Genomic DNA, 21,003 nt, shown 5'->3' on the forward strand with positions numbered 1-21,003 from the left:
TCAATCACCCCAAATATGAATACTTACAATCTTATACTCGCACTCTTTTGTTGTTTGATCGGTGTGGTGGCCAGTGCCCAGCAAACGGTGGCCGATGTGATTGCGCCCTACGCCTATAAAACCAACTATTTGAACCTCAACGACTCCACTCGCCTGGCCTACATCGATGAAGGTAAAGGTGAGCGTACCCTGATTATGATACATGGGTTGGCAACTTATTTACCCTCATTTTACCCGGTGTTTGATGACCTAAAGAAAGAAAACCGATGCATTGCCGTGGACTTGCCCGGCTATGGACGGTCGTCTAAGCGGGAGTATCCGGCGACCATGAGCTATTATGCAGCAGTCATCGAGCAGCTGATTGAAAAGCTGGAAGTGACTAACCCAGTGCTTGTAGGACATAGCATGGGTGCGCAGGTGGCGGTGACTGCTGTGTTAGAAAACCCCAAAAGGTATCGAGAACTGATACTCTTGGCACCGGCGGGATTCGAAACATTTACCACTGAGCAGGCTGCCTGGCTCAAGGCCATTACCCGGCTGGATGTAATTTGTGACGCCACAGATGAGCAGATCCGCTCCAACTGGGCCCTGAATTTTTACAGGATGCCTCAGCAGGTAGCGTTCATGATTACGGACCGCATCGCTATGAGAACCGCAACGGACTTTCGCAGCTATGGACAGGCAATAGTGAGCAGTGTGAGCGGCATGCTCGACCAGCCAGTATATGATCGTCTTGGAGAGCTGCCTACCCGTACGCTCGTGGTGTATGGCGCCGATGATGCCCTCATCCCGAACAAATATTTGAACCCCGCACTCACTACTGCCGCTGTGGCTGAAGCCGGGACGGAAAAGATTGCGGATGTACGTCTGGAAATGATTCCGCAGTGTGGTCACTTTATTACCTACGATCAGCCTGAGGCAATTAATAAAATATTGAATAGCTTTCTGAAAGAATAAACTCAACGTGCGGTGAAGGTCAAACTGAAAAAATTTACGGCATATGCAAAGGAGATCCTACCTCATGAGGCGGACTATTTGCTGAGTATTCAGGAGTTTGAAGATGCGGAAAAGGTGGAGATCTTACGCCGAGTGAGTGAAAATGCGCACCAGCAGCAAGATCAGCTGCCCTTCAATACCGCCATTAATAAGCGCAAGTATTCCAGTCTGATGGACTGGATCCAGAAACGACTAGATGGTATAGACGTGGATAAGTACTTTCAGTGGATCAACGAAATGGATCGGAAGGTGATCACGGATGCCATTACCCATGAGGAAGAAAAGGTGTTGCTGCGCCGCATCAAAACTTACCAGCACCCCATTCATAATTTTATGAAGTTTTTTGAGCTGGTGATCAACTACCGGCATTACCTGCTGATCCGTCTGCGGCACAGTGATTATCAGGAAGCTAACCAGTTTATCGAAAAGTATCAGGTGCAGTATGACTATAGCAAGGAAGTAAATGCCAAGCTACATCAGGCTACAGTAGATATCATCCACCAGTTCAAGGAGAAAAAAGGCGACTCACGTCAGTGGGAAGATTGGCTGCTGGGCTTGTTTGGCGATACCCAGCTCGACGGCTTCAACCGTTACATGGCTGTGGTGCGGCTCACGTTTTTATATTTCAACAGCCGGGAGTTTAACAAGCTCAAGCAGGTATATGATCAGCTCGATGTGCTATTGAGCAAAGGCAAGTTCTATACCCGTCGCATATTGTATAACTACTATGCCAACCGCCTGATGCTGCATAGTAAATTTGATGTACTGCAGCAGGCGGAGGAGTATGGCTACCTCTCCATCCGACAGAAGAACTCAGATCATGTCCAATACCTGAGTAATTTCAGCTCCATTTTGATTCGTAGAGGGAAGATAGAAGAAGCCCTTAACCTGCTGAAAGAGTCCTTTGCCGAAGTGCAAAAGTCTACCAATTTTTATCATAAAATTGGCTTTATCTCATTCTATATCAAGTGTTTAAACTTAAACAACCAGCCACAACGTGGTGAGATATTGGCGGATAGCTTTTTGCGCATCTATACTGATGACATCATGAATCAGCGGTGGTATTCGTTTTTTACCGCCTACATACAGGCCCTGGTAAAGCAGGACAAGTACCACAAGGTACTACAGACCTTTAAGCGGTATGATCTGCTCGCGCGAGACCTGGAAGACAGCAAAAAATCAGTGTATCTGCCTACCATCCGCTGGTACTACGAGATAGCACAAGTGAAGGTAGGTAAGCTAGAGGCCAAAGAGCTGGTAGCGTCTATCGTGGCTTGCTCTCAGGAATACCTTGGCGACCCACACAAAACCTTTATCCTCAATCAGGTGCTCTCAGAGCTTGAAACCTATGTGCCTCGATCGGTGGTGCAGGCTAAAGCACAGCTGTTTCAGAGCGAACACGTACGATAGTCCACCCCTGGTAGGTGGTTGGCATCCTATTGCCTACTTTTTGGTCCTATACCAAGGTGGTGTACTTTTCTTTCAAAATATTCTTTGTGTAATGATGGTGGGGCTTTTTAGCCTTTTCGGGCCTAGTCTGTATTTGCCGAATAATGACTGGTAGGCTGTTTGAAATTTTGTGCGCCAGGTCAAAACATAGTCCATGCAGTGGGTGTAAGTCTTATCTTGCTGAAAAACAGAGAGATAAGAAAAAATATCTTGTTTTATTAATCTAAAGTCCACACCTGGTAATATTGCGATATTTCTATTTGCGTTGCTCCTTTCTCTAGGTTTATTGAACGAGATTGAAAAACAACCTAAATAACTTGAAAAAATGAAAAAGACCTTTACCATCTTAATCATGAGCCTGCTGTTCATCAGCTTTCGGTCATACAGCCAATCTACTGTACAGGGCCGGGTGATGGATGCGGACTCAGGGCAGCCATTGATCGGAGCAACGGCCATGCTGGAGGGCACTTCCAAAGGAGCCACTACAGATACCAACGGAACATTTGCCATCCAGGGAGTAGAGGATGGTACCTATTCATTGACTATAAGCTATGTAGGCTATTCGGACTTTACGCAGAAAGTAACTGTGGACGGGGCTGATGTGCGACTGGGTGAACTGTCTATGGCGGAAGCAATTTTTGCTTTTGACCAGGTGGTGGTGTCTGGTACACGCCAGGCCGAAAAAGTCACAGAAACGCCTGCTACTATTGAGATTATTTCCTCCAAAGACCTGGAGGAGCTACCATCTTTTAACCCGGGCGAACTCCTTGCGCGTGTAAAGGGTGTAGATTTTATTAGAGCTGGTGTGGTGGGCACGGGTATCAATATCCGAGGGTTTAACAGCAACTTCAACGCCAAAAACCTTCAGGTAAACGATGGCCGCTTTGCTACACTGATCGCTACGGGGCTTCCCATGGGCCCTTTGACCACACAGATAAAGGAAGACGTAGAGCGAGTGGAGGTAATCCTGGGTCCAAATGCCGCGTTGTACGGTCCCAATGCTCACAATGGCCTGGTACATACCATTACCAAAGACCCACGTACTTCGCAGGGAACTACCATAGCGGTAGGGGCAGGAAACCAAAGCATGTTTACGGCGAGAATGCGCCATGCTCAGGTGCTAAGCGACAAGTTTTCTTTTAAGGTAACCGGTGAATACACCCGGGCCGAGGAGTTTGAATTTACCGATTCCGTATACATCGACCGAAAAGATGCTGCTGGCAATATGGGTGCTGATGGAGTGAAAGAAGGCTATGAAGAATACATGCTAGACAATGACCTGGAATTTTTGCGTGCAGAAGCAGCGCTGTACTACAGCGTGAGCAATACCTCCGACCTGATATTTAGCTGGGGCGGAAGCAACAGTACCTACCTATCACCAACAAACGTGGGGCGTAACCAGATCAAAGACTGGCGCATGAATCAGTTTCACCTCAGGTATACCTCCGACAAGTTTTTTGCTCAGGTGTATCATACCAAAAGTAAAACCGATGATACCTATGCCATCGATCAACGTACTAAAAACTACTATGCGGCGATAGATGGTGGAGCCACTGAAGCAGAAGCACGTGAGAGCTCACTTGGAAATGGCGCCACCTTTGCTGATGATTCGAAAAGATGGAATGCTGAGGTGCAGTATCATGACAAGTTTGGGGACCTGGGGGTAGTGATAGGCTCACAGTGGCAGCGAGACCATGCCAATAGCAACGGAACCTATTTGCTGGACAACAATGGTGAAGATCCTATCATTATTAGCCAGGTAGGGGTATATGGACAGTTGGATTATCAGTTTACTCCAGAGTTTAAAGCTACGGCGGCTTTTCGCGGCGACAACCACGAAGTATATGGGTTCAACTTTATTCCAAAATCAGGATTGGTGTATGCTAAAAACAACAATGCTTTCCGCTTTACTTACGGAAAAGGCATAGCCGCACCTACCATCCTCAACATGTATGGCGACTTGTTTGCAGGACTGATTTTGGGAAATGCTGAAGGGTTTACGCTAAACGATGGTACAAAAGTAGAAAAGCAGAAAGTAGAGCAAATTCAGACATTTGAAGTGGGCTATAAGGGAGAACTGGTACCCAAAAGGTTTTTTGTAGATGCCAATGCTTATTACAATATTTCTCGCGATTTCCTTTCTCCTGTGACGATTGTAGGGGTGGCTACAGAGCGTGGAGACACTCCGATGGAGGAGGTGCAGTCTGGATATAGCGTCTTTGGCGGCTTGGTAGCCACTTATGTCAATTTTGGAAAGGTGAATACCTATGGGTTTGATATCGGAACCAACCTGTACCTTTCAGATCGTATCAACTGGACGTTTAACTACTCTTATTTTGACTACACCTATGATGAGGATGACCTGGAAAACAATGACTTTAACAATGACGGTGAGGTAAACAAGCTAGACGTACTGGTAAATGCACCCAAAAACAAGTTTGGAACAGGCGTGTACTACCGTGGTAATAAGTTTTTCTCCAACATCTACATCCGTTGGGTGCAGGAGTATGACTACTTCTCCAGCTATCAGATAGCTGCCAAAACCCAGGACCTTTCCTGGAGGGGCACCCCTGTGGTGGAGAATGCGCGCAGCACGGATGCCTGGAACTACGGTCCGCTGGGCGGATTTGTCAATGTAGACTTTGGGCTTGGTTATCGCGTAAACAATGTCTTTACCGTCTCTGGTCAGGTGACCAACTTGTTCAACGCAGAGTACAGAGAGTTTACCGCCGCTCCATTCACAGGCAGACTCTTCTCCATTGAGCTAAAGGCCAACTTACCAGCCATCGGAAACTAGTCAAAGAATACTTTGTTCATACATAACCCAAAATGGAAAGGGCCGCGATTTTGCGGCCTTTTTTGTGGAAGGAAGTCACCCTTATGAAGGACTTCCTGTCAAATTAAGAGATTATTTAGTGCAAATTAAGCCTTCAGGCTTAAGCTTAAGGTAGAAATTATTTTTGGGCAATGTGCACGAGCATCTGCCTGCTAACTAACCTTAACCTTATGCGTACTTTAACCTTTTTCACAGTTTGGATCACTTGCCTGGCCCTGGGTTGCGGTGAAAAAAAGACCGAATCGGAACTCACCTTCGACCTAAAGGGCAAGAGTCATCTTTACCTGATCAACCATACCAATGACTCTCTGGATCTAAGAATTCGTGACAATGCCATCTGGCCGGAGAAAAACTACTACGATGTAAAAGTGCTGGCACCTAAGGTCACCCAGCTGGAAATCAGGAAAACCCAGGGGAGAAACGATTTTTATCTCTCAGTAGAAGGTGAAACGTACAATCTCTATGCATACCCGGGTTCACGTGATACAGTGATCATTAGTGGAGCAAAGAGCGGCGATCTTGTTGTTGATTTTGCAGGAGACCTTCAGGTTGTCAATCAGTTTTTGAAGCAAAAAAGCACTCATTTTGGCGCGTATCATTCAGATCGAGAGGGGCGTAGCAAGTTCATGATCGATGGAAGCAAGGCACTGGAGGATATTTATGCATACAATGACTCCATCACGGCAGTCCAAAAGACTTTTTTAAACACGCATCAGTCTAGCATCCCCAATTGGTATGTGCAGTTTGAGTTGAAAAGACTGGACTACCTCAACACCTGGTACAAAGTGAATGCATTGATTTACCGCACAAAAACCCTGAAACAGGAAGGTGTGAGCTCGGAGCTAATAGCAGCGCCCTACAAGGGACTTCTTATTTTGAAAAAAGAGCTATTGGGAAACAGAGATTACATGAGCTTTTTGGATCAATACATCACGCATCAGATTGAATTTGAGGCGGTTGACGCGCAGCCCTTCAAAACAAGAAAAGAAGAGTTGGCATACAGACTTTCGGTAATCGAAAAGCGCCTGAAGGGAGAGGTCAAGGAGGCTTATCTTACCCGCGAGCTGAGCCAGTATATTGATAGAGGGATCCTGTATGATTCGGCCTGGCTCGCCAAAGTGAATAACCCCAAATACAGTGATTTTATCGGCGGTGTAAAGAGCTATTACTTAAAAGAGCACTAATCAACGATCAGAGGCATGTCAGTTGCAGAATTAAGTCCTGCTCTCGGCATGCCTCTGATTTTATATTTTAAGCTTTAGTTACTCATTTCCAATTTCGGATGTGCTTCTTTCTGCGTTCCAAATTTGAAATATTGACTTAGTGGATAGATCAATAGTAGGGGCACCAAACCATGCGGTATTCTCATTACCGTCTCGAAAGTCCACTGGTTGAGCGATGTAAGTAAAAAGTCAAAATGGATATTGGCCCAGATTCTCGCAGCAGCTGTAGCAAACCCCCAGAGTGCAGCATAGAGGAGTGCCCAGCGTGATGCCTGCGGCACAAAGATCAGAATACTCAGCGCCACGTCCGCCCATCCGAAGCACTTGAGTAGCAATCGGGCCGTGGTTTCATCGATACTCAAAATGCCTAGCGTCATACTCACAAAATGCCCCGGCTGAGGATAGTAACCTAATGCATACAAGCCATGACATGTAAATGTCAGCGCTATCGCTACTTTCATCAGTAGTATCAGCCGCCTTTGATCTACAGCAGGCTTCAGCGCCATATACAGGAGCAATGGAGCACCAAATTGTATGGAATACTCCAGAAGCTGACCCACCTGATAGAACTTTTCTTTGAAGTATAAAAGAGAAAGTAGAAAGAGCATTCCACTTCCCACCAGCAACAGTCCTCTTAACCTCTTGAGGCTCGGAAGGTGAGCTAATAGACTGAAAACGGCCAAGAGCGTATAGACAGCTCCACAAAAGGTCTTGATGCCATTAATCATGCCGTCTACTTGTGGGGAAGTGGCGTACTCATGCCAGGACATGCCTGTGAGGATAGGGACGATCCCCGATAGGAGGCTTTCGTCCCAGAAGAAGGTGCGAAAGGGGGCATCCCAAAAGAGGTGCTGCCAGGCGCGACCTGCGAAAACAAAAAAACAACAAAGCTGGAATCCATTGATAAATAAATTGCGTCGGTCCATGATCTCAAAAGGTTAGTGTTCGAAAAATCCTTTTCAAAACCGCACAGTATACAACAAGCTTGTGTCGGAGGTTTTAAACCTCACTGTACGATTTACAAATCATGTAGATTAAAATACTGCGTATGGAGTGACCTAAGACAAAGCCTTTAAAGAAGGAAGGAATAATGAGGCTTTGTGCTGAGCAGCTAGTCAAATATACAAACTCCTCGGCAGAAATTAAAAGTTGTAGCTGACACCTTAATCAAACTTAAGGTTTTGGAAGTGCTGCGATCGATTTCCTAACCACTAAATGATAATTTGATTGAATACTGAGAATATAAGGTGTTCATTTTTAGATTTTTTCAATAAACTCCTCGATTAATTCATTTTTTACTTCTGATTAATCAGGAATTAACTGCTTGCCAGGATAATTGAGGCTCATGTAGATGATACTACTGGGTGGAGTGACCTAGTTAATGGCTTTTCCTTGGAAGGAACGGGAAGCCGTTAATAACAGCCATCCAGTAATTGAAATGTACTTTTTTAACCACCTAACCAAGTGAGCCATGAAAATATAAAAGCTTCATCCAATCCACCTTGACTAACTGACACTAACTAAAAACCTTAAATGAGATTGTATGATCAAGCACATACCACTAACCTGTGTGGCGTTGCTACTGGCGATCAGCCTGTATGCCACCACAGACAAATACCGACTAACCCTTCGGGATGACCCGGCCACTTCTATAGTTATCGGGTGGAATCAAATAGATGGCACCGGCGTAACGGTGTATTATGGTACCACGGATCAGGGTACAGATTATGCTAGCTACTCACATTCCACAGGTGCTACACGTAGTGTTGGTTTTGCAGGAATGGACAACCATTTTGCACGGCTCAGTGGATTGCAGCCAAATACCATTTACTATTTTGTAATTAAGGACTCGAATAGTACGAGTCCACGGTTTTGGTTTAAAACCGCTCCAAACGTGCCCACTGAAAGGCTTGCCTTCATTGCAGGAGGCGATTCGCGCAATAACCGGACGCCCAGACAAAATGGGAATCGTTTAGTTAGCAAGCTGAAGCCGCACGCAGTACTTTTTGGTGGGGATATGACCAATGCCTGCACTAATACCGAGTGGAAGCAATGGTTTGACGACTGGCAGTTCACCATCAGCGATGATGGAAGGATGTATCCCATCGTTGCTGCAAGAGGAAATCACGAAACAAACGATGACTATATCTACCACCTCTTTGATACACCCAGAAACAACAACAGCGTCTATTACGCATTGACTTTTGGAGGTTCGCTCATCAGAGCTTACACGCTGAACACTGAAATACCAGTAGGGGGTGATCAAGAAAGTTGGCTTCATACTGATCTGCTGGCCCACGACCACATCATCTGGAAAGCAGCGCAATATCATAAGCCGATTCGCCCGCATGTAGGCGGCAAGCCTGAGAAAAACGATCAGTATGACGCATGGGCTCGAAAGTTTTATGATTACAATGTGAAGCTCGTAGTAGAGTGTGATGCACATACCGTGAAAACTACCTGGCCAATAATACCATCCACCAATTCGGGTAATGATGAGGGTTTTATCAGAGATGATGCAAATGGCACGGTGTACGTCGGTGAAGGCTGCTGGGGAGCACCCAATCGGCCAAATGATGATAATAAAAGCTGGACTCGAAATTCCGGAGATTTCAATCAGTTTAAGTGGATTTTTGTAGATCAAAGCAAAATAGAAGTACGGACAATCAAGCTGGATAACGTTACCTCTGTGGGCGAAAACCCCAATAATAATCCTTTTGCAATACCTGCAAATTTGGACACCTGGAAACCCAGCAACGGAGAGGTTGTAACTATTCTCAATAATAATGTGACGCTACCAACGGTAGCTATCACTGCACCTGGAGATGGCGCTTATTATCAAGACTTGCAGACGATCACGGTCAGTGCGGATGCCTCAGATGCCGATGGGTCGGTGAGCAGCGTAGCCTTTTATAGCAATGGTGAGTTGATCGCCACAGACAATGCCGCACCCTATGCGGTATCATTTACCATTCCTGGAGATGGTAGTTTTCAGCTTACGGCAGTTGCCACAGACAATGATGGCAATACCAAAACGTCTGATATGGTCAACATCACTGCGGGAGATTACAATTTCCTGGATGATGCAGAGTCTCTCAGTGGCTGGCAGTCTTCAGGATCCATCGCGCTGAGTCCGGTTTCCAGACAGGGAGCCAACTCTATTGAGTTTGTGGGACAGGCCACGGATGAGTTTAGAAAAGCATTTACCACGGCCTACAACTCAGGAGCAGACCCAACACACGCTCGCTTGGAGTTTTGGTACTATGTATCCGATGTGTCCAAACTTGTGGGTAGCAATCAGGTGGAGCTGGGCAGTGGAGGTGCAGCCGATGTAAATGAATACAACTGGAAGCTCAATAACCTGAATAATGGATGGAACTTTATCAGTCTAAAAACGAATGAACCAAGGGGTGTAATCGGTAATCCCGATCTAAATGCGATCAACTGGTTTCGGTTATACAATACCAACAAGTCAGGGTCTGTCACCACTCGAATAGATGGACTAAAAATAGTAGACCCATCGGTCAACTACTCTGTGCGAAACATCGAAGATCTGGATAACGGGTCGTTGTTTCATTTTTCGGTGATGAGTGACAATAAGGGAGAAAGCCCGCTACAAGCCAGTAATTCACAGTCGCTGACTAGTATGCAGCGCCTGGATGCGTGGATTCAAAGCTCGGAGTTTGTCATAGGCCTTGGAGACCATTTGGTGAGTAAGAATGAGGACGATCCCTTCCTTAGTTTTATTCAAAATGATCCTTATTGGAAAACAAATTTCTATCCCAATATTGCCGATGGTGAAAACCAGGCTTTTGGTAAAAACCAGGGCGCATGGGGCACCGGATGGGAGCTGTTTAACTATGTAGACAACTTTTTTGGAAGAAGCAATGTAGACATGCAACCAAATAAGGTGGATTATTACGCGCATTTTTCACATAGTGGTTTTAAAATTCACCTGATACAGCTACACTTTCCGGATGAGCCGAAAAACTCCACTCCATTTAGAGAAGAGTCACGTGCCTACATGCAGCAAAAGCTGGATTCCCTGGCACCGATCAAAACTAATAAGGATATCATCATCGTAGCAGTGCATAGTTATGATGGAGATTTTGTGCGGGATGGAAATCTCAATGCCTATCGCAAAAACCTGTTGCTTTCCACAGCAGACATCTGCTTGTCAGCCACGATTCATACTTTCGAGCGCTACCCACAATACAATGTGGACTACCCGAATGGTGCGGTACATTATAATACAGGTGCGGCATGCCATACCGGCTCTACACATGGGTATATGGAATTTCACGTGCTGGACAACCCACCACGTGTGGTCATCCAATACATCAACACAGAAGATAACGCCACGCGACAATTACAAACCGGCTATATCGATGGAATCGGAGATCCTACGCTAGCGATTGTAAAAGAAATCAATGGTCCGGCTTATGAGGTCGACTGGGCTACATTACCCTTGTCGACTGATGATTGCCCGAATGATCCTGACAAGTCGGCGCCTGGAGATTGTGGCTGTGGTATCCCCGAAGGTACCTGTACACCACACACACTGGTGGTAAATAATGGCACGGGTGATGGCAGCTATGCCCACGATGCTACCGTTTCTATCACCGCCGACACACCTCCGGCCAGTCAGGTTTTTGATCGATGGGTGGTAAACAGTGGCGTGCCTAACATAGCCGATGCTACAGCAAGTAGCACGACGCTCGTGATGGGCACAGAAGATGCCTCCGTTACGGCAACTTACAAGGCATCCAATCTGACTAATGGTGCAGAGTTTGTCTCCAGAACGGTACCCAATGAAGTGATCGCCGGTGATACGGTCTCGGTGACAGTAGTCATGAAAAATACCGGCTTAACCACCTGGACAAATGCAGAAGGCTATAAACTCGGAAGCCAAAACCAACAGGATAATACCGATTGGGGATTTAACCGAGTACAGTTGGAGACTAATGATGAAATAGCTCCAGGTCAAAATAAGGCATTCACCTTTGAAATTTATGTGCCGGAAACACCTGGTACATACAATTTTCAATGGAAAATGGTGCAGGAAAATGTGGAGTGGTTTGGAGACCCATCATTGAATCTAGAGGTACAGGTAGCTGCTGCTCCTGGGGATAATCAGTTGACCAGTAAACTTATGATGGGCTATCAGGGCTGGTTTTTGGCTAAACCCGATAACTCCGTACCCAATGAGTGGAGACACTGGTTTACAAATGGTGCAGGCAACGATACTCCCGATGCGGCATACTATGGAGCTGATATGTGGCCGGATATGAGTGAGTACAGCATGGCATACAATACCAATATGACCTATGCGGATGGTTCCAATGCGCAGCTGTTTAGTTCCTATGATAGCAGCACTACCAATAAGCATTTTGAATGGATGCGCGACTACAATATTCATGGGGTATACCTACAGCGATTTATTGCGGAGGCTCAGGATAGTCGTTTTTTCGATACTCGAAATCAAGTGCTCAGCAATGTGATCAATGCTGCGGCCATGTATGATCGAAAGTTCGCGCTCATGTATGATTTGTCCGACTGGCCTACCACAGCTGATCTATCTGATCAGATAAAGGCAGACTGGGAATACCTGGAATTGAATTACAACGTGCCCAATAATCCAGGCTATGCGCGGCAAGAGGGTAAGCCTGTGATCGCTATTTGGGGCATAGGCTTTCAGGATAGGGGGCTAGCATTAAGTGAAATTCAGGATATCATCACCTATTTCAAGAATAGAAATGGAGGCATGTACCTGGTGGGGGGAGTACCCAGTCAATGGGCTACACTGACCGGTGACTCTGAAAGTGGCTCTGAATGGAGAGACGTGTATCGATCTTTGGATATGCTGTCACCCTGGACAGTAGGTAGGTACGCAACCGACCCCAACAATAACTGGCAGACAGAAGTAGACAACTGGCTCAATACTAAAATTAAGCCAGATTTGGATACCTGTTTGGCGCAGGGTATGGACTATATGCCGGTGATATGGCCAGGCTTTTCCTCTCATAACATTTACAATAACAAACCGCTAAATGAGGTGCCTAGAAGAGGAGGTGATTTTTACTGGCGACAAGCCTACAACGTAATCAACGAGGGTATAGACTTTGTCTACGTTGCGATGTTTGATGAAGTAGATGAAGGTACGGCGATGTTTAAGACTGCTGAAACGAAGGCAGATGTCCCCGTACAGCTTCAAAATACGCTCATTACCATGGATGAGGACGGTGAGGCCCTTCCTTCTGACTGGTACCTGCAGCTGGCAGGTCAGACTCAGGATATGCTGGACGGCACCATTCCAATTTCCAGTACGATTCCTATCTCGCCTTCAGTGAATGGCAATGGAGCTGTATTTATAAGTCAGGATGTACCGCCTACCTTGGCTACAGGTGCTTCATTTACAGCTACAGTCACCATGAAAAATACCGGAACCACGACCTTTACTCCTGGAGGCCTTTATAAATTGGGAAGTCAGAATACTCAGGACAATGTAAACTGGGGCACCAATAGAATTGAGCTGGGTACTGGAATGTCCGTTGCTCCAAATGAGCAGGTGACCTTTACCCTGAGCGGTACGGCTCCTGCCAACCCGGGAGTATACAATTTCCAATGGCGTATGGTTCAGGATCAGGTAGAATGGTTCGGAGCCTCTTCAGAAAACTTCCTGATCACCGTGGGCAATGTCTCCAATTTTCTAGATGATTGTGATGCAACGACAGGTTGGGGGTCTTCACAGACATTAAGTCTAAATACTACCACACATCAGCAAGGTTCAGGTAGCCTTTCGTTTACAGGAAGCACCGAGATGGAGTTCCAAAAAGTATTTTCTCCGGCGCATAATGGCAGCCTGGATGAAAATACGGCCGTATTGAGGTTTTGGTATTATATCTCTGATGCCTCACAGATGACTGGAGTCAACCAGGTAGAGCTTGGGAGTGGTGGTACGGCTGATTCTATGGAGTACAACTGGAGCTTACCTGCCTTACAAAACGGGTGGAACCTGATCAACCTGCAACTAAGTGAGGCTTCTAAAATCGGTACGCCAGATATCAATGCCATCAACTGGTTCCGACTTTACAACTTCAAAAGCACAAGTATCACCACAGGACTGGATGCTATTCAGTTGATCGATCCGCAAGGAGGCGTCAATTATGAGGTAGTTGTCAATTCTGGTTCGGGTGATGGCACTTATGCTGACAGCACGGCTGTGTCCATTTCGGCAGATGCTCCTCCGTCTGGTAAAGAGTTCGATGCGTGGGTGATCACCGAGGGTACGGCTACCATTGCTGATATCAATGCTGCGAATACTACCCTGACCATCAATGGCAGCAGTGTCATCGTAGGCGCAACATACAAAGACGTGGATTATGACCTGGTGGTAACCAGCGGCACAGGCGATGGTGCGTATACCTCCGGCACAGATGTGACCATAGTAGCAGACCCAGCTCCAGAAGGGCAGGAGTTTGATGCCTGGGTGATCGTTTCGGGTTCGCCTGCTATATTGGATGCCAATGCAATCAGTACCAACCTGGTGATGGGTGCTCAAAATGCTGAGGTGCAGGCTACTTATCGAAATATCAACTACACGCTCACGGTAGGAAGTGGCACAGGTGATGGATCTTACACATTCAATGAAAATGCGACCATCACAGCGGATGCCGCCCCCTCAGGGCAAGAGTTTGATAGATGGGTGATTGCCTCTGGTAGTGCAACTCTGGCTGATGAACTGGCCAGCAGTACTACGCTGACTATGGGGGCAAACGATGTGACCGTAAATGCGACCTACGTCACGACCACCTATGCCCTGGTAGTCAACAGTGGCAATGGCAGTGGCAGCTATGCTCCGGGTGCTCAGGTAAACATTAGTGCGTATGCTGCACCTGCAGGTCAGGTGTTTGCCGGCTGGGTGATTGATGCGGGGACCCCCACGATAGCGGATGCCAGTGCTGCATCCACTACGCTCACCATGTCCACAGGTACGGCTACCATTTCTGCCACCTATCAGGCCATCAGCAATGGAGCCACCTATGTTTCCCAAAGTGGAGTGCCCAGCACCCTAAATGTTGGCCAAACGGCTACTGTAAGTGTGACGATGCAAAACTCAGGGACCTCTACCTGGACTCGTGATGCCTTATATAAGCTGGGAAGTCAAAACAATCAGGATAACACCGACTGGGGCTTCAATCGTGTCTGGCTAGACGTGAGTGATCAGATTGCTCCGAATCAAAACAAGGTGTTCACCTTTGATATCACCGCTCCGGCAACAGCAGGTCAGTATAATTTTCAGTGGAAAATGGTGCAGGATCATGTGGAGTGGTTTGGTGGACAATCGGCCAATGTGAGCATTACGGTAGTAGATCCCAATCAGTTCCTCGATGATTGCGATGCTTTGACAGGCTGGAGTACGTCTAGTTCGAACAACCTCATTTTGAGTGGTACGGTGCAGCAAGGCACCAATAGTGTGAAAATCGTTGGCAGTGGAACGGACGAGTTTAAGAAAGTCTTTTCGCCTGCCTACAATTCAGGGCTCACAGCCACCAATGCACGACTTGAGTTTTGGTATTATGTATCCAGCCCTGGGCTGATGAGCACATCATCTAATCAGGTGGAGCTGGGCAGCGGCGGTGGACCGGATGTAAACGAATACAACTGGACCATTTCCAGCTTCAGTTCTGGGTGGAACTTTATCAGCCTGGATATCAGCAACGCCGGTATCACTGGTGGCACACCTAATCTCAATGCAATCAACTGGTTTAGAATTTATAATTCGAAATCTGGCTCGGTTACCAATCGCATTGACGCGATCAAGCTGGTAAATAATGGAAGTTCCCGAACGGCAGAGATTGACGTAGATCAGTCTGTTGACATTAGTATCTATCCAGTGCCGGCCACAGATTTTGTCACGGTGGATGCTGGGTCGTTGGTTGCAGAAAAAGTAACAGCGAAGGTCTATAACCTCGCAGGAATAGAAGTGAGCTCGATGCAGTTGGAAAAAGCTAGTGGCAATACCTGGAGCATACCAGTTTCAGGCCTGGAGTCAGGGCTTTATGTTTTGCATCTCTCACTGGATGAACATCGCATCGCGAAGCGAATCATCATAAGATAGTTAGTTAAGGTGATGACTACCGGGTGCAAGTGTTCTTGTGCCTGGTAGCACCTTTTCTGCTTTGGTTAATACGTTTATTTATAATTCACTACTATTAGGATTAGCAGTTTGGCGACATTGACCTGGAGCCAAACTGTTTTTTATTACTTCTTAACTATGCAAATGCGCCGGATCATATATGTTATCGCACTCTATTGGTTAGTTGCCGCGTGTGGTGAGCCCAAAAGAGATTTTACTTTTGTACAGCTATGTGATACGCAGCTGGGCTTTGGAGGCTACAGTCAAGATTCACTTAGCTTTCGTCAGGCTGTCAATGTCATCAACAACCTGGCGCCAGATTTCGTGGTGATTTGTGGTGATCTGGTAGATGACCGGGATGCTAAGTCTTTTGAAGATTTCTTATTAATTGCTGAAGGGTTCGAAATGCCATACTTTCCCGCACCGGGCAATCATGATGTGGGGAATACACCCAGCGACAGTACCCTGGAGGTCTACCGACGCACCATCGGGCCAGACTACTATTACGAAGACCACAAAGGATGCCGTGTGATCGTCACCAATACGCAGCTATGGAAAGCTCCACTCGCAGGGGCTTCAGAAAAACATCAGGAGTGGTTTGAAGCCACGCTTGCAGGACATAGTGGCCAAGGGCCGGTCTTTGTCGTGGGGCATTACCCCTTGTTTCTTGAAAACCCGGAAGAGGAGGAAGCTTACTTCAATTTGCCATTGCCCATTCGTGCCGAACTTATGGGGCTATTTGAAAAACACCAGGTCAGTGCATACCTCGCAGGTCATACGCACCGCAGAGTGATCAATCACCACAATGGAGTCAATTATGTTGGCGGTGAGACGATCAGTAAAAATTTTGATCAGACTCCTTTAGGGTTTAGAATGTGGGAAGTGTCGGAACAATCCGTAACGCATCAGTTCCTGCCGTTGGATTCGCTCATCAATTCGTATCAATTAGAAAAATAATTACCGGTTTCGTGGTACTTAATTGGATATTAATGAGTCATTAAGCCAATCGGGTTAGAATTGAAGCTTTGGGATCAGCAATCAATGGTGTTGCAGTCTCATGATTTTATTTTTACCTAAACTCATTATTGATGGTTTTATCACCTTTCAAACTGTTACGCTTTTTCTTTTATGCCCCGCTGATTGGTATTTGGCTAAATGGCTGTGGAGTCAAAGCTCCAACGACCGATTCCACTTATCAAAATGTACTTTTCATTATTGTAGATGACCTGAAGCCCACTTTAGGTGCCTACGGAGATTCGTTGGCCATCACACCCAACATTGATAAACTGGCAAGTCGGGGGATTACTTTCACCAATGCCCATTGCAATTTTGCGGTTTGCGGCCCGAGCCGCGGATCATTCCTGTCTGGGTTAAGGCCGGAGACGCTTGGCATTCTAGACAATGTAACGCCTCTGCAACCTAAACTTCAGGGCCGACCAACATTGCCTAAACTTTTCCTCCAAAATGGCTTTGAGACGATCGGTTTGGGTAAAACTTTTCATGACAAAGAACCCGATCACGAAGACCCTGCTGCATGGAATGCTTACTACAAGTATGGTTCTACAGAAAAAGGAAAGCAAGGCCTCAAGGTGAACCCTACAGATGATCAATTGCCGTGGTGCTACTGGCAGGCAGCAGAGGGGGATGATGAGGACCAGGCAGATGGTAGGATCGCCCAAAAGGCTGTGGAACTCCTGCATGAAAAGCGCGACCAACCGTTTTTTCTAGCTGTTGGTTTTCATAAACCGCATGATCCGTATGTAGCACCAAAAAAATACTTTGATTGGTATACGCTGGAGCAATGTACACCCCCAGTACTGCCAGATCAGTGGCAGCCGGCTTACAAGCACTCTTTGCCGGGCTGGTCAAAGGTGTTTCATGAAACCATGACCGAAAAAGAGCAGCGTGAGTTTATTCGTTCCTATTATGCATGTGTGTCTTTTATGGATGCGCAGGTGGGCAAACTCCTGGATGCATTGGAGGCAACAGGTCAAGCCGAAAATACGCTAATTGTATTCATGGGAGACCATGGCTATCACCTGGGAGAGCACAATTGGTGGAATAAGGTGACGGTCTACGAGGAAGGAACCAACGCACCCTTGATCGTGGCAGGCAATAAAATTGCTGAGGCAGGCAAGACTTCCAATGCTTTGGTGGAGTTTATTGATCTCTACCCAACCTTTTTGGATTTAATGGGCATATCTGAAAAGCCTGATCATTTAGAGGGCGAGAGTTTTGCGCAGCTTTTAGATAATCCAAATGCAAGTTTTAAAGAAGCAGTATACGCATCGACACTACGAGGTGAAACCACCGGCCGGATGGTGAAAACTGAGGAATGGAGATACATTGAGTGGGATGAAGGTGTAAAAGGAAAAGAGCTGTACAATCAGCAAAATGATCCACAAGAGTATGTCAACCTTGCCGAAGATCCTGCCCACGCAAGTGTGGTGAGTGAGCTGAGCTTGCTGCTCAAAAACAAGGGGCAAAAAAGTGAATAAACTCTGATTGCTATAAAGGCCTCAATTAAACTGCAATTATTTGAGATTATGGCAAAATTAAGTCTTTGGTTAAGTGGATTTTAAGTAAATCTTTAGTTGTTCCAAATACATTTGACCGCAGGTTTAGGGCCTTTTTCAGGACTTAAACACTATCACTAACCATAACTAAATCTTTTTTCAGTATGAACATGAAAACACTCTTTGCGTTGGTCTTGCTCAGTGCTACTTCGGTGGTCTTTGGGCAGACTACTGCGGTCTGGAACCCGGCTGCCAATTCGTCTAGTACGGGCAACTTCAATGAAGCCGCCAACTGGACTACAGGTACTGTGCCGGATAACACCATCAAGGTGGTGCTGAATGTGCCCGGAGCACAGGATTGTAAAGTCACCGATACTCAGGCAGTTTATCAGCTGGTAATGGGAGACAATAATGTAGGCGAAATCCTACGTATACAGGATGGGGGTACACTTACCACCGACAATACCATCTGGTCAGCTATTGGCTACAATGATCAGGCAGAACTTATTGTAGAATCAGGAGGGACCATCACGTTTGGTCAGCATATGTGGGTAGGGCTCATCGCCGGTGGCGAGGGAACTGTCAACATCACAGGGGGCACAGTCAATGTGACGTCCATGACCGGTCTCGGATGGGACGGAGGTGTTGGCTATGTAAACGTCAAAAGTGGAAACCTGAACTGTGCACAGTTTCATGATACCAATTCCATCAAAGATGGATCGGTGATGGATATCGAAGAAGGTACTGTTAAGATTACCACAGGACTTACTGTCGATGCTTTTACCACAAATTATGTAGCGAATGGGCGCATCACGGCCTATGGCGGGTCCGGTACTGTGGTTGTAGAAAAGATCGATGGGGATATTTTCGTGACGGCTATTGCTCCCACCACCTGGAACGGAAGCTGGACTAACGGTGCTCCATCCGCAGGCGTCAACGCCATCATCAGCGCAGCTTACGATGGAGAAGGTTTTACTTGCAACAACCTATCCATAGGGGTAAATGCATTAGTCAATATTGCCTCGGGTACGCTAGATGTGCAGGGTGATGTACTAGTAGAAGGGTCTCTTTCGGTGGCCTCTGGGGCATCATTGCTTACTTATGAAGCCAACAGCTGGGCGGGTAATGCAACCATTTATCGAGATACGCGCTATGCAGATGGAAAATACAGCTTTGTAGGCTCACCTGTGCAGCAGGATGCAGCCATTACAGGGAGCCTACTGGGTACTTCGGTATATAGCTATGACGAAACGCAAAATTATGATACCGATAGTGGACTCAGCCGGTGGATTGACGCTGCCAACACTGAGCTTGTGCCGGGAGTAGGCTATACACAGGCATTTACCCAGTCACTTTCCTTTGTCGGTGCACCCAATTCCGGATCGGTGGTAGTCTCAGGATTGTCGCATACTGTAGCAGCAGCTGCTTCTACCTCAGACAGAGGATGGAACCTCGTGAGCAACCCATATGCTGCAGCGATTAATGTAGAGACTTTTTTGGCGGATAACAGTACCGTAATCAATAATGCCATTTACCTGTGGGATGACGGTGGGTCTAATGCCGGGCGCCGTACCAACAGTGACTACATCACGGCAAATGCTATCGGAACAGTTAATAATGGCCCCTCCGGGGATAGCTTTCACGGCTATATTGCCAGTGGTCAGGGATTTTTTGTGCAGGTTACCAGTGAAACTGCAGATGCATCTGTGACCTTCAATGAAAGTCAGCGTGTGTCAGGAAATAACAACAGCTTTTTCCGTAAGGCAAAAGCAAGCAGTCATTTGAAACTGGCACTTGCCGGGGAATTTTACAATGAACTTTTGATCGGTTTTAGAGCCGATGCTACCACAGGTTTTGACAAACGCTACGACGCTGTGAAGTTGAAAGGCAATGATGCTTTCTCCTTTTATTCATTGCTGAATGATCAACGACTGGCTATCCAGGGATTGCCAGAGCTCACAAGTGAGGAGCTCACCGTAGCGCTGGGCTATGAGCTAGAGCAAGCGGGTACATATTCCTTATCGGTGGCAGAAATGCAAGGTATCCCCGCAGGGTATGACCTGATCATTGAGGTAGCTCATAAAAGCTATGTACTTGGTATGGGGCAAGCGGTGACACTCGAGCTGCCCGCTGGAAACGGGCAGATGACGGCTCACTTGCGCAAGAGTGGGATTTTGTCTGCGCAAGGTTCTACGGACGTGCGTGTCTTCAACGATGGCTCCCAGCTGACAATTGCAGGGCTGGAGACTGGTCTTCAAGACCTGCATTTGTTTGACCTTTCGGGAAAAGCTTGTTTCGAGGCATTGGCGGTAACCCCTGATCACCTGGGAAGTTGGTCTGCAATGGTGCCATTGGAATCAGGCAAAGTGTTCATCCTCAAGGTTGTCAATGGCCGGGAGCTTACCAGCATCAAGTTTGTCTACTAAACCACTAACCACTACTCCAATGAAAACGAATTATATACTTTCCGCAATCGTCCTATTGATCAGCATACCTGTTTTAGCTCAAGGCGCACCTCCAGCTACACCTATCGATGGTGGGCTGAGTATACTCCTGGCTGCTGGCGGGGCTTATGGGGTCAAAAAACTGATCGATCGCAGAAAACCCTAAGAATCATTTTTTGCAGAGCGGGCTGATGCCTGCTCTGTGATTCTTTTAATCGATAATGTGTGTTAACATTAAGTAAGGCTAATTGAAGGAGACTACCACTTTTTATATAGACCACCAACCCAAAACACAGGGAATAATTCCCTGTGTTTACCTATTAACAAACGTTTTATTCAAAATTAATTGAGGATTTACCCGGCATTAATCGCCGCATCTTTTATTAGTCACCACAGAAAC

General features: G+C 46.6%; 10 protein-coding genes. 9 read left to right on the top strand and 1 reads right to left on the bottom strand.

Going from position 1 to position 21,003, the window contains the following annotated elements; genetic code table 11:
• Nucleotides 1–15: 15 nt before the first annotated feature.
• The 4 genes from C7460_RS17605 (at nucleotide 16) to C7460_RS17620 (ending at nucleotide 6,465) form a co-directional block, all read left to right on the top strand.
• Complete coding sequence (locus C7460_RS17605) at nucleotides 16–957, top strand: alpha/beta fold hydrolase (RefSeq protein WP_115869449.1); 942 nt, start codon at nucleotides 16–18, stop codon at nucleotides 955–957.
• Between the two features lie 12 nt (nucleotides 958–969).
• Complete coding sequence (locus C7460_RS17610) at nucleotides 970–2,406, top strand: hypothetical protein (protein WP_115869450.1); 1,437 nt, start codon at nucleotides 970–972, stop codon at nucleotides 2,404–2,406.
• A gap of 364 nt (nucleotides 2,407–2,770) precedes the next feature.
• Nucleotides 2,771–5,242: a TonB-dependent receptor gene (locus C7460_RS17615; RefSeq protein ID WP_115869451.1), complete on the top strand. Its 2,472-nt coding sequence runs from the start codon at nucleotides 2,771–2,773 to the stop codon at nucleotides 5,240–5,242.
• A gap of 209 nt (nucleotides 5,243–5,451) precedes the next feature.
• Nucleotides 5,452–6,465: a hypothetical protein gene (locus tag C7460_RS17620; RefSeq protein ID WP_147303006.1), complete on the top strand. Its 1,014-nt coding sequence runs from the start codon at nucleotides 5,452–5,454 to the stop codon at nucleotides 6,463–6,465.
• Between the two features lie 74 nt (nucleotides 6,466–6,539).
• On the opposite strand, the gene C7460_RS17625 is transcribed toward C7460_RS17620, so the two are convergent.
• Entirely contained in the window at nucleotides 6,540–7,430 is an 891-nt protein-coding gene (locus C7460_RS17625) for a hypothetical protein (RefSeq protein ID WP_115869453.1), read from the bottom strand.
• Between the two features lie 617 nt (nucleotides 7,431–8,047).
• Here C7460_RS17625 and C7460_RS17630 point away from each other — a divergent pair.
• From C7460_RS17630 to C7460_RS23850, 5 genes are all read left to right on the top strand, one after another.
• Nucleotides 8,048–15,625 (top strand): InlB B-repeat-containing protein, encoded by a 7,578-nt coding sequence (locus C7460_RS17630; RefSeq protein WP_115869454.1) that lies wholly within the window; start codon nucleotides 8,048–8,050, stop codon nucleotides 15,623–15,625.
• A 162-nt stretch (nucleotides 15,626–15,787) separates the two neighbouring features.
• Nucleotides 15,788–16,600: a metallophosphoesterase gene (locus C7460_RS17635; RefSeq protein WP_170148084.1), complete on the top strand. Its 813-nt coding sequence runs from the start codon at nucleotides 15,788–15,790 to the stop codon at nucleotides 16,598–16,600.
• Nucleotides 16,601–16,731: 131 nt separating this feature from the next.
• Nucleotides 16,732–18,141 (top strand): sulfatase, encoded by a 1,410-nt coding sequence (locus C7460_RS17640; protein ID WP_115869456.1) that lies wholly within the window; start codon nucleotides 16,732–16,734, stop codon nucleotides 18,139–18,141.
• Nucleotides 18,142–18,323: 182 nt separating this feature from the next.
• On the top strand, nucleotides 18,324–20,585 hold the full coding sequence (locus C7460_RS17645) for an autotransporter outer membrane beta-barrel domain-containing protein (protein WP_115869457.1): 2,262 nt from the start codon (nucleotides 18,324–18,326) through the stop codon (nucleotides 20,583–20,585).
• Between the two features lie 19 nt (nucleotides 20,586–20,604).
• Nucleotides 20,605–20,769 carry a PID-CTERM protein-sorting domain-containing protein gene (locus C7460_RS23850; protein ID WP_170148085.1) on the top strand — a complete coding sequence of 55 codons (165 nt, stop codon included), beginning with the start codon at nucleotides 20,605–20,607 and terminating at the stop codon, nucleotides 20,767–20,769.
• The last annotated feature ends 234 nt before the right edge of the window (nucleotides 20,770–21,003 follow it).

This window comes from Marinoscillum furvescens DSM 4134 (assembly GCF_003386095.1).
Classification (GTDB): domain Bacteria; phylum Bacteroidota; class Bacteroidia; order Cytophagales; family Cyclobacteriaceae; genus Marinoscillum; species Marinoscillum furvescens.

What these genes read in the sequence shown, in the direction of transcription:
- C7460_RS17605 (WP_115869449.1), top strand. Translation starts at nt 16, where the DNA reads ATGAATACTTACAATCTTATACTCGCACTCTTTTGTTGTTTGATCGGT.
- C7460_RS17615 (WP_115869451.1), top strand. Translation starts at nt 2,771, where the DNA reads ATGAAAAAGACCTTTACCATCTTAATCATGAGCCTGCTGTTCATCAGC.
- C7460_RS17620 (WP_147303006.1), top strand. Translation starts at nt 5,452, where the DNA reads ATGCGTACTTTAACCTTTTTCACAGTTTGGATCACTTGCCTGGCCCTG.
- C7460_RS17625 (WP_115869453.1), bottom strand. Translation starts at nt 7,430, where the DNA reads ATGGACCGACGCAATTTATTTATCAATGGATTCCAGCTTTGTTGTTTT.
- C7460_RS17630 (WP_115869454.1), top strand. Translation starts at nt 8,048, where the DNA reads ATGATCAAGCACATACCACTAACCTGTGTGGCGTTGCTACTGGCGATC.
- C7460_RS17635 (WP_170148084.1), top strand. Translation starts at nt 15,788, where the DNA reads ATGCGCCGGATCATATATGTTATCGCACTCTATTGGTTAGTTGCCGCG.
- C7460_RS17640 (WP_115869456.1), top strand. Translation starts at nt 16,732, where the DNA reads ATGGTTTTATCACCTTTCAAACTGTTACGCTTTTTCTTTTATGCCCCG.
- C7460_RS17645 (WP_115869457.1), top strand. Translation starts at nt 18,324, where the DNA reads ATGAACATGAAAACACTCTTTGCGTTGGTCTTGCTCAGTGCTACTTCG.
- C7460_RS23850 (WP_170148085.1), top strand. Translation starts at nt 20,605, where the DNA reads ATGAAAACGAATTATATACTTTCCGCAATCGTCCTATTGATCAGCATA.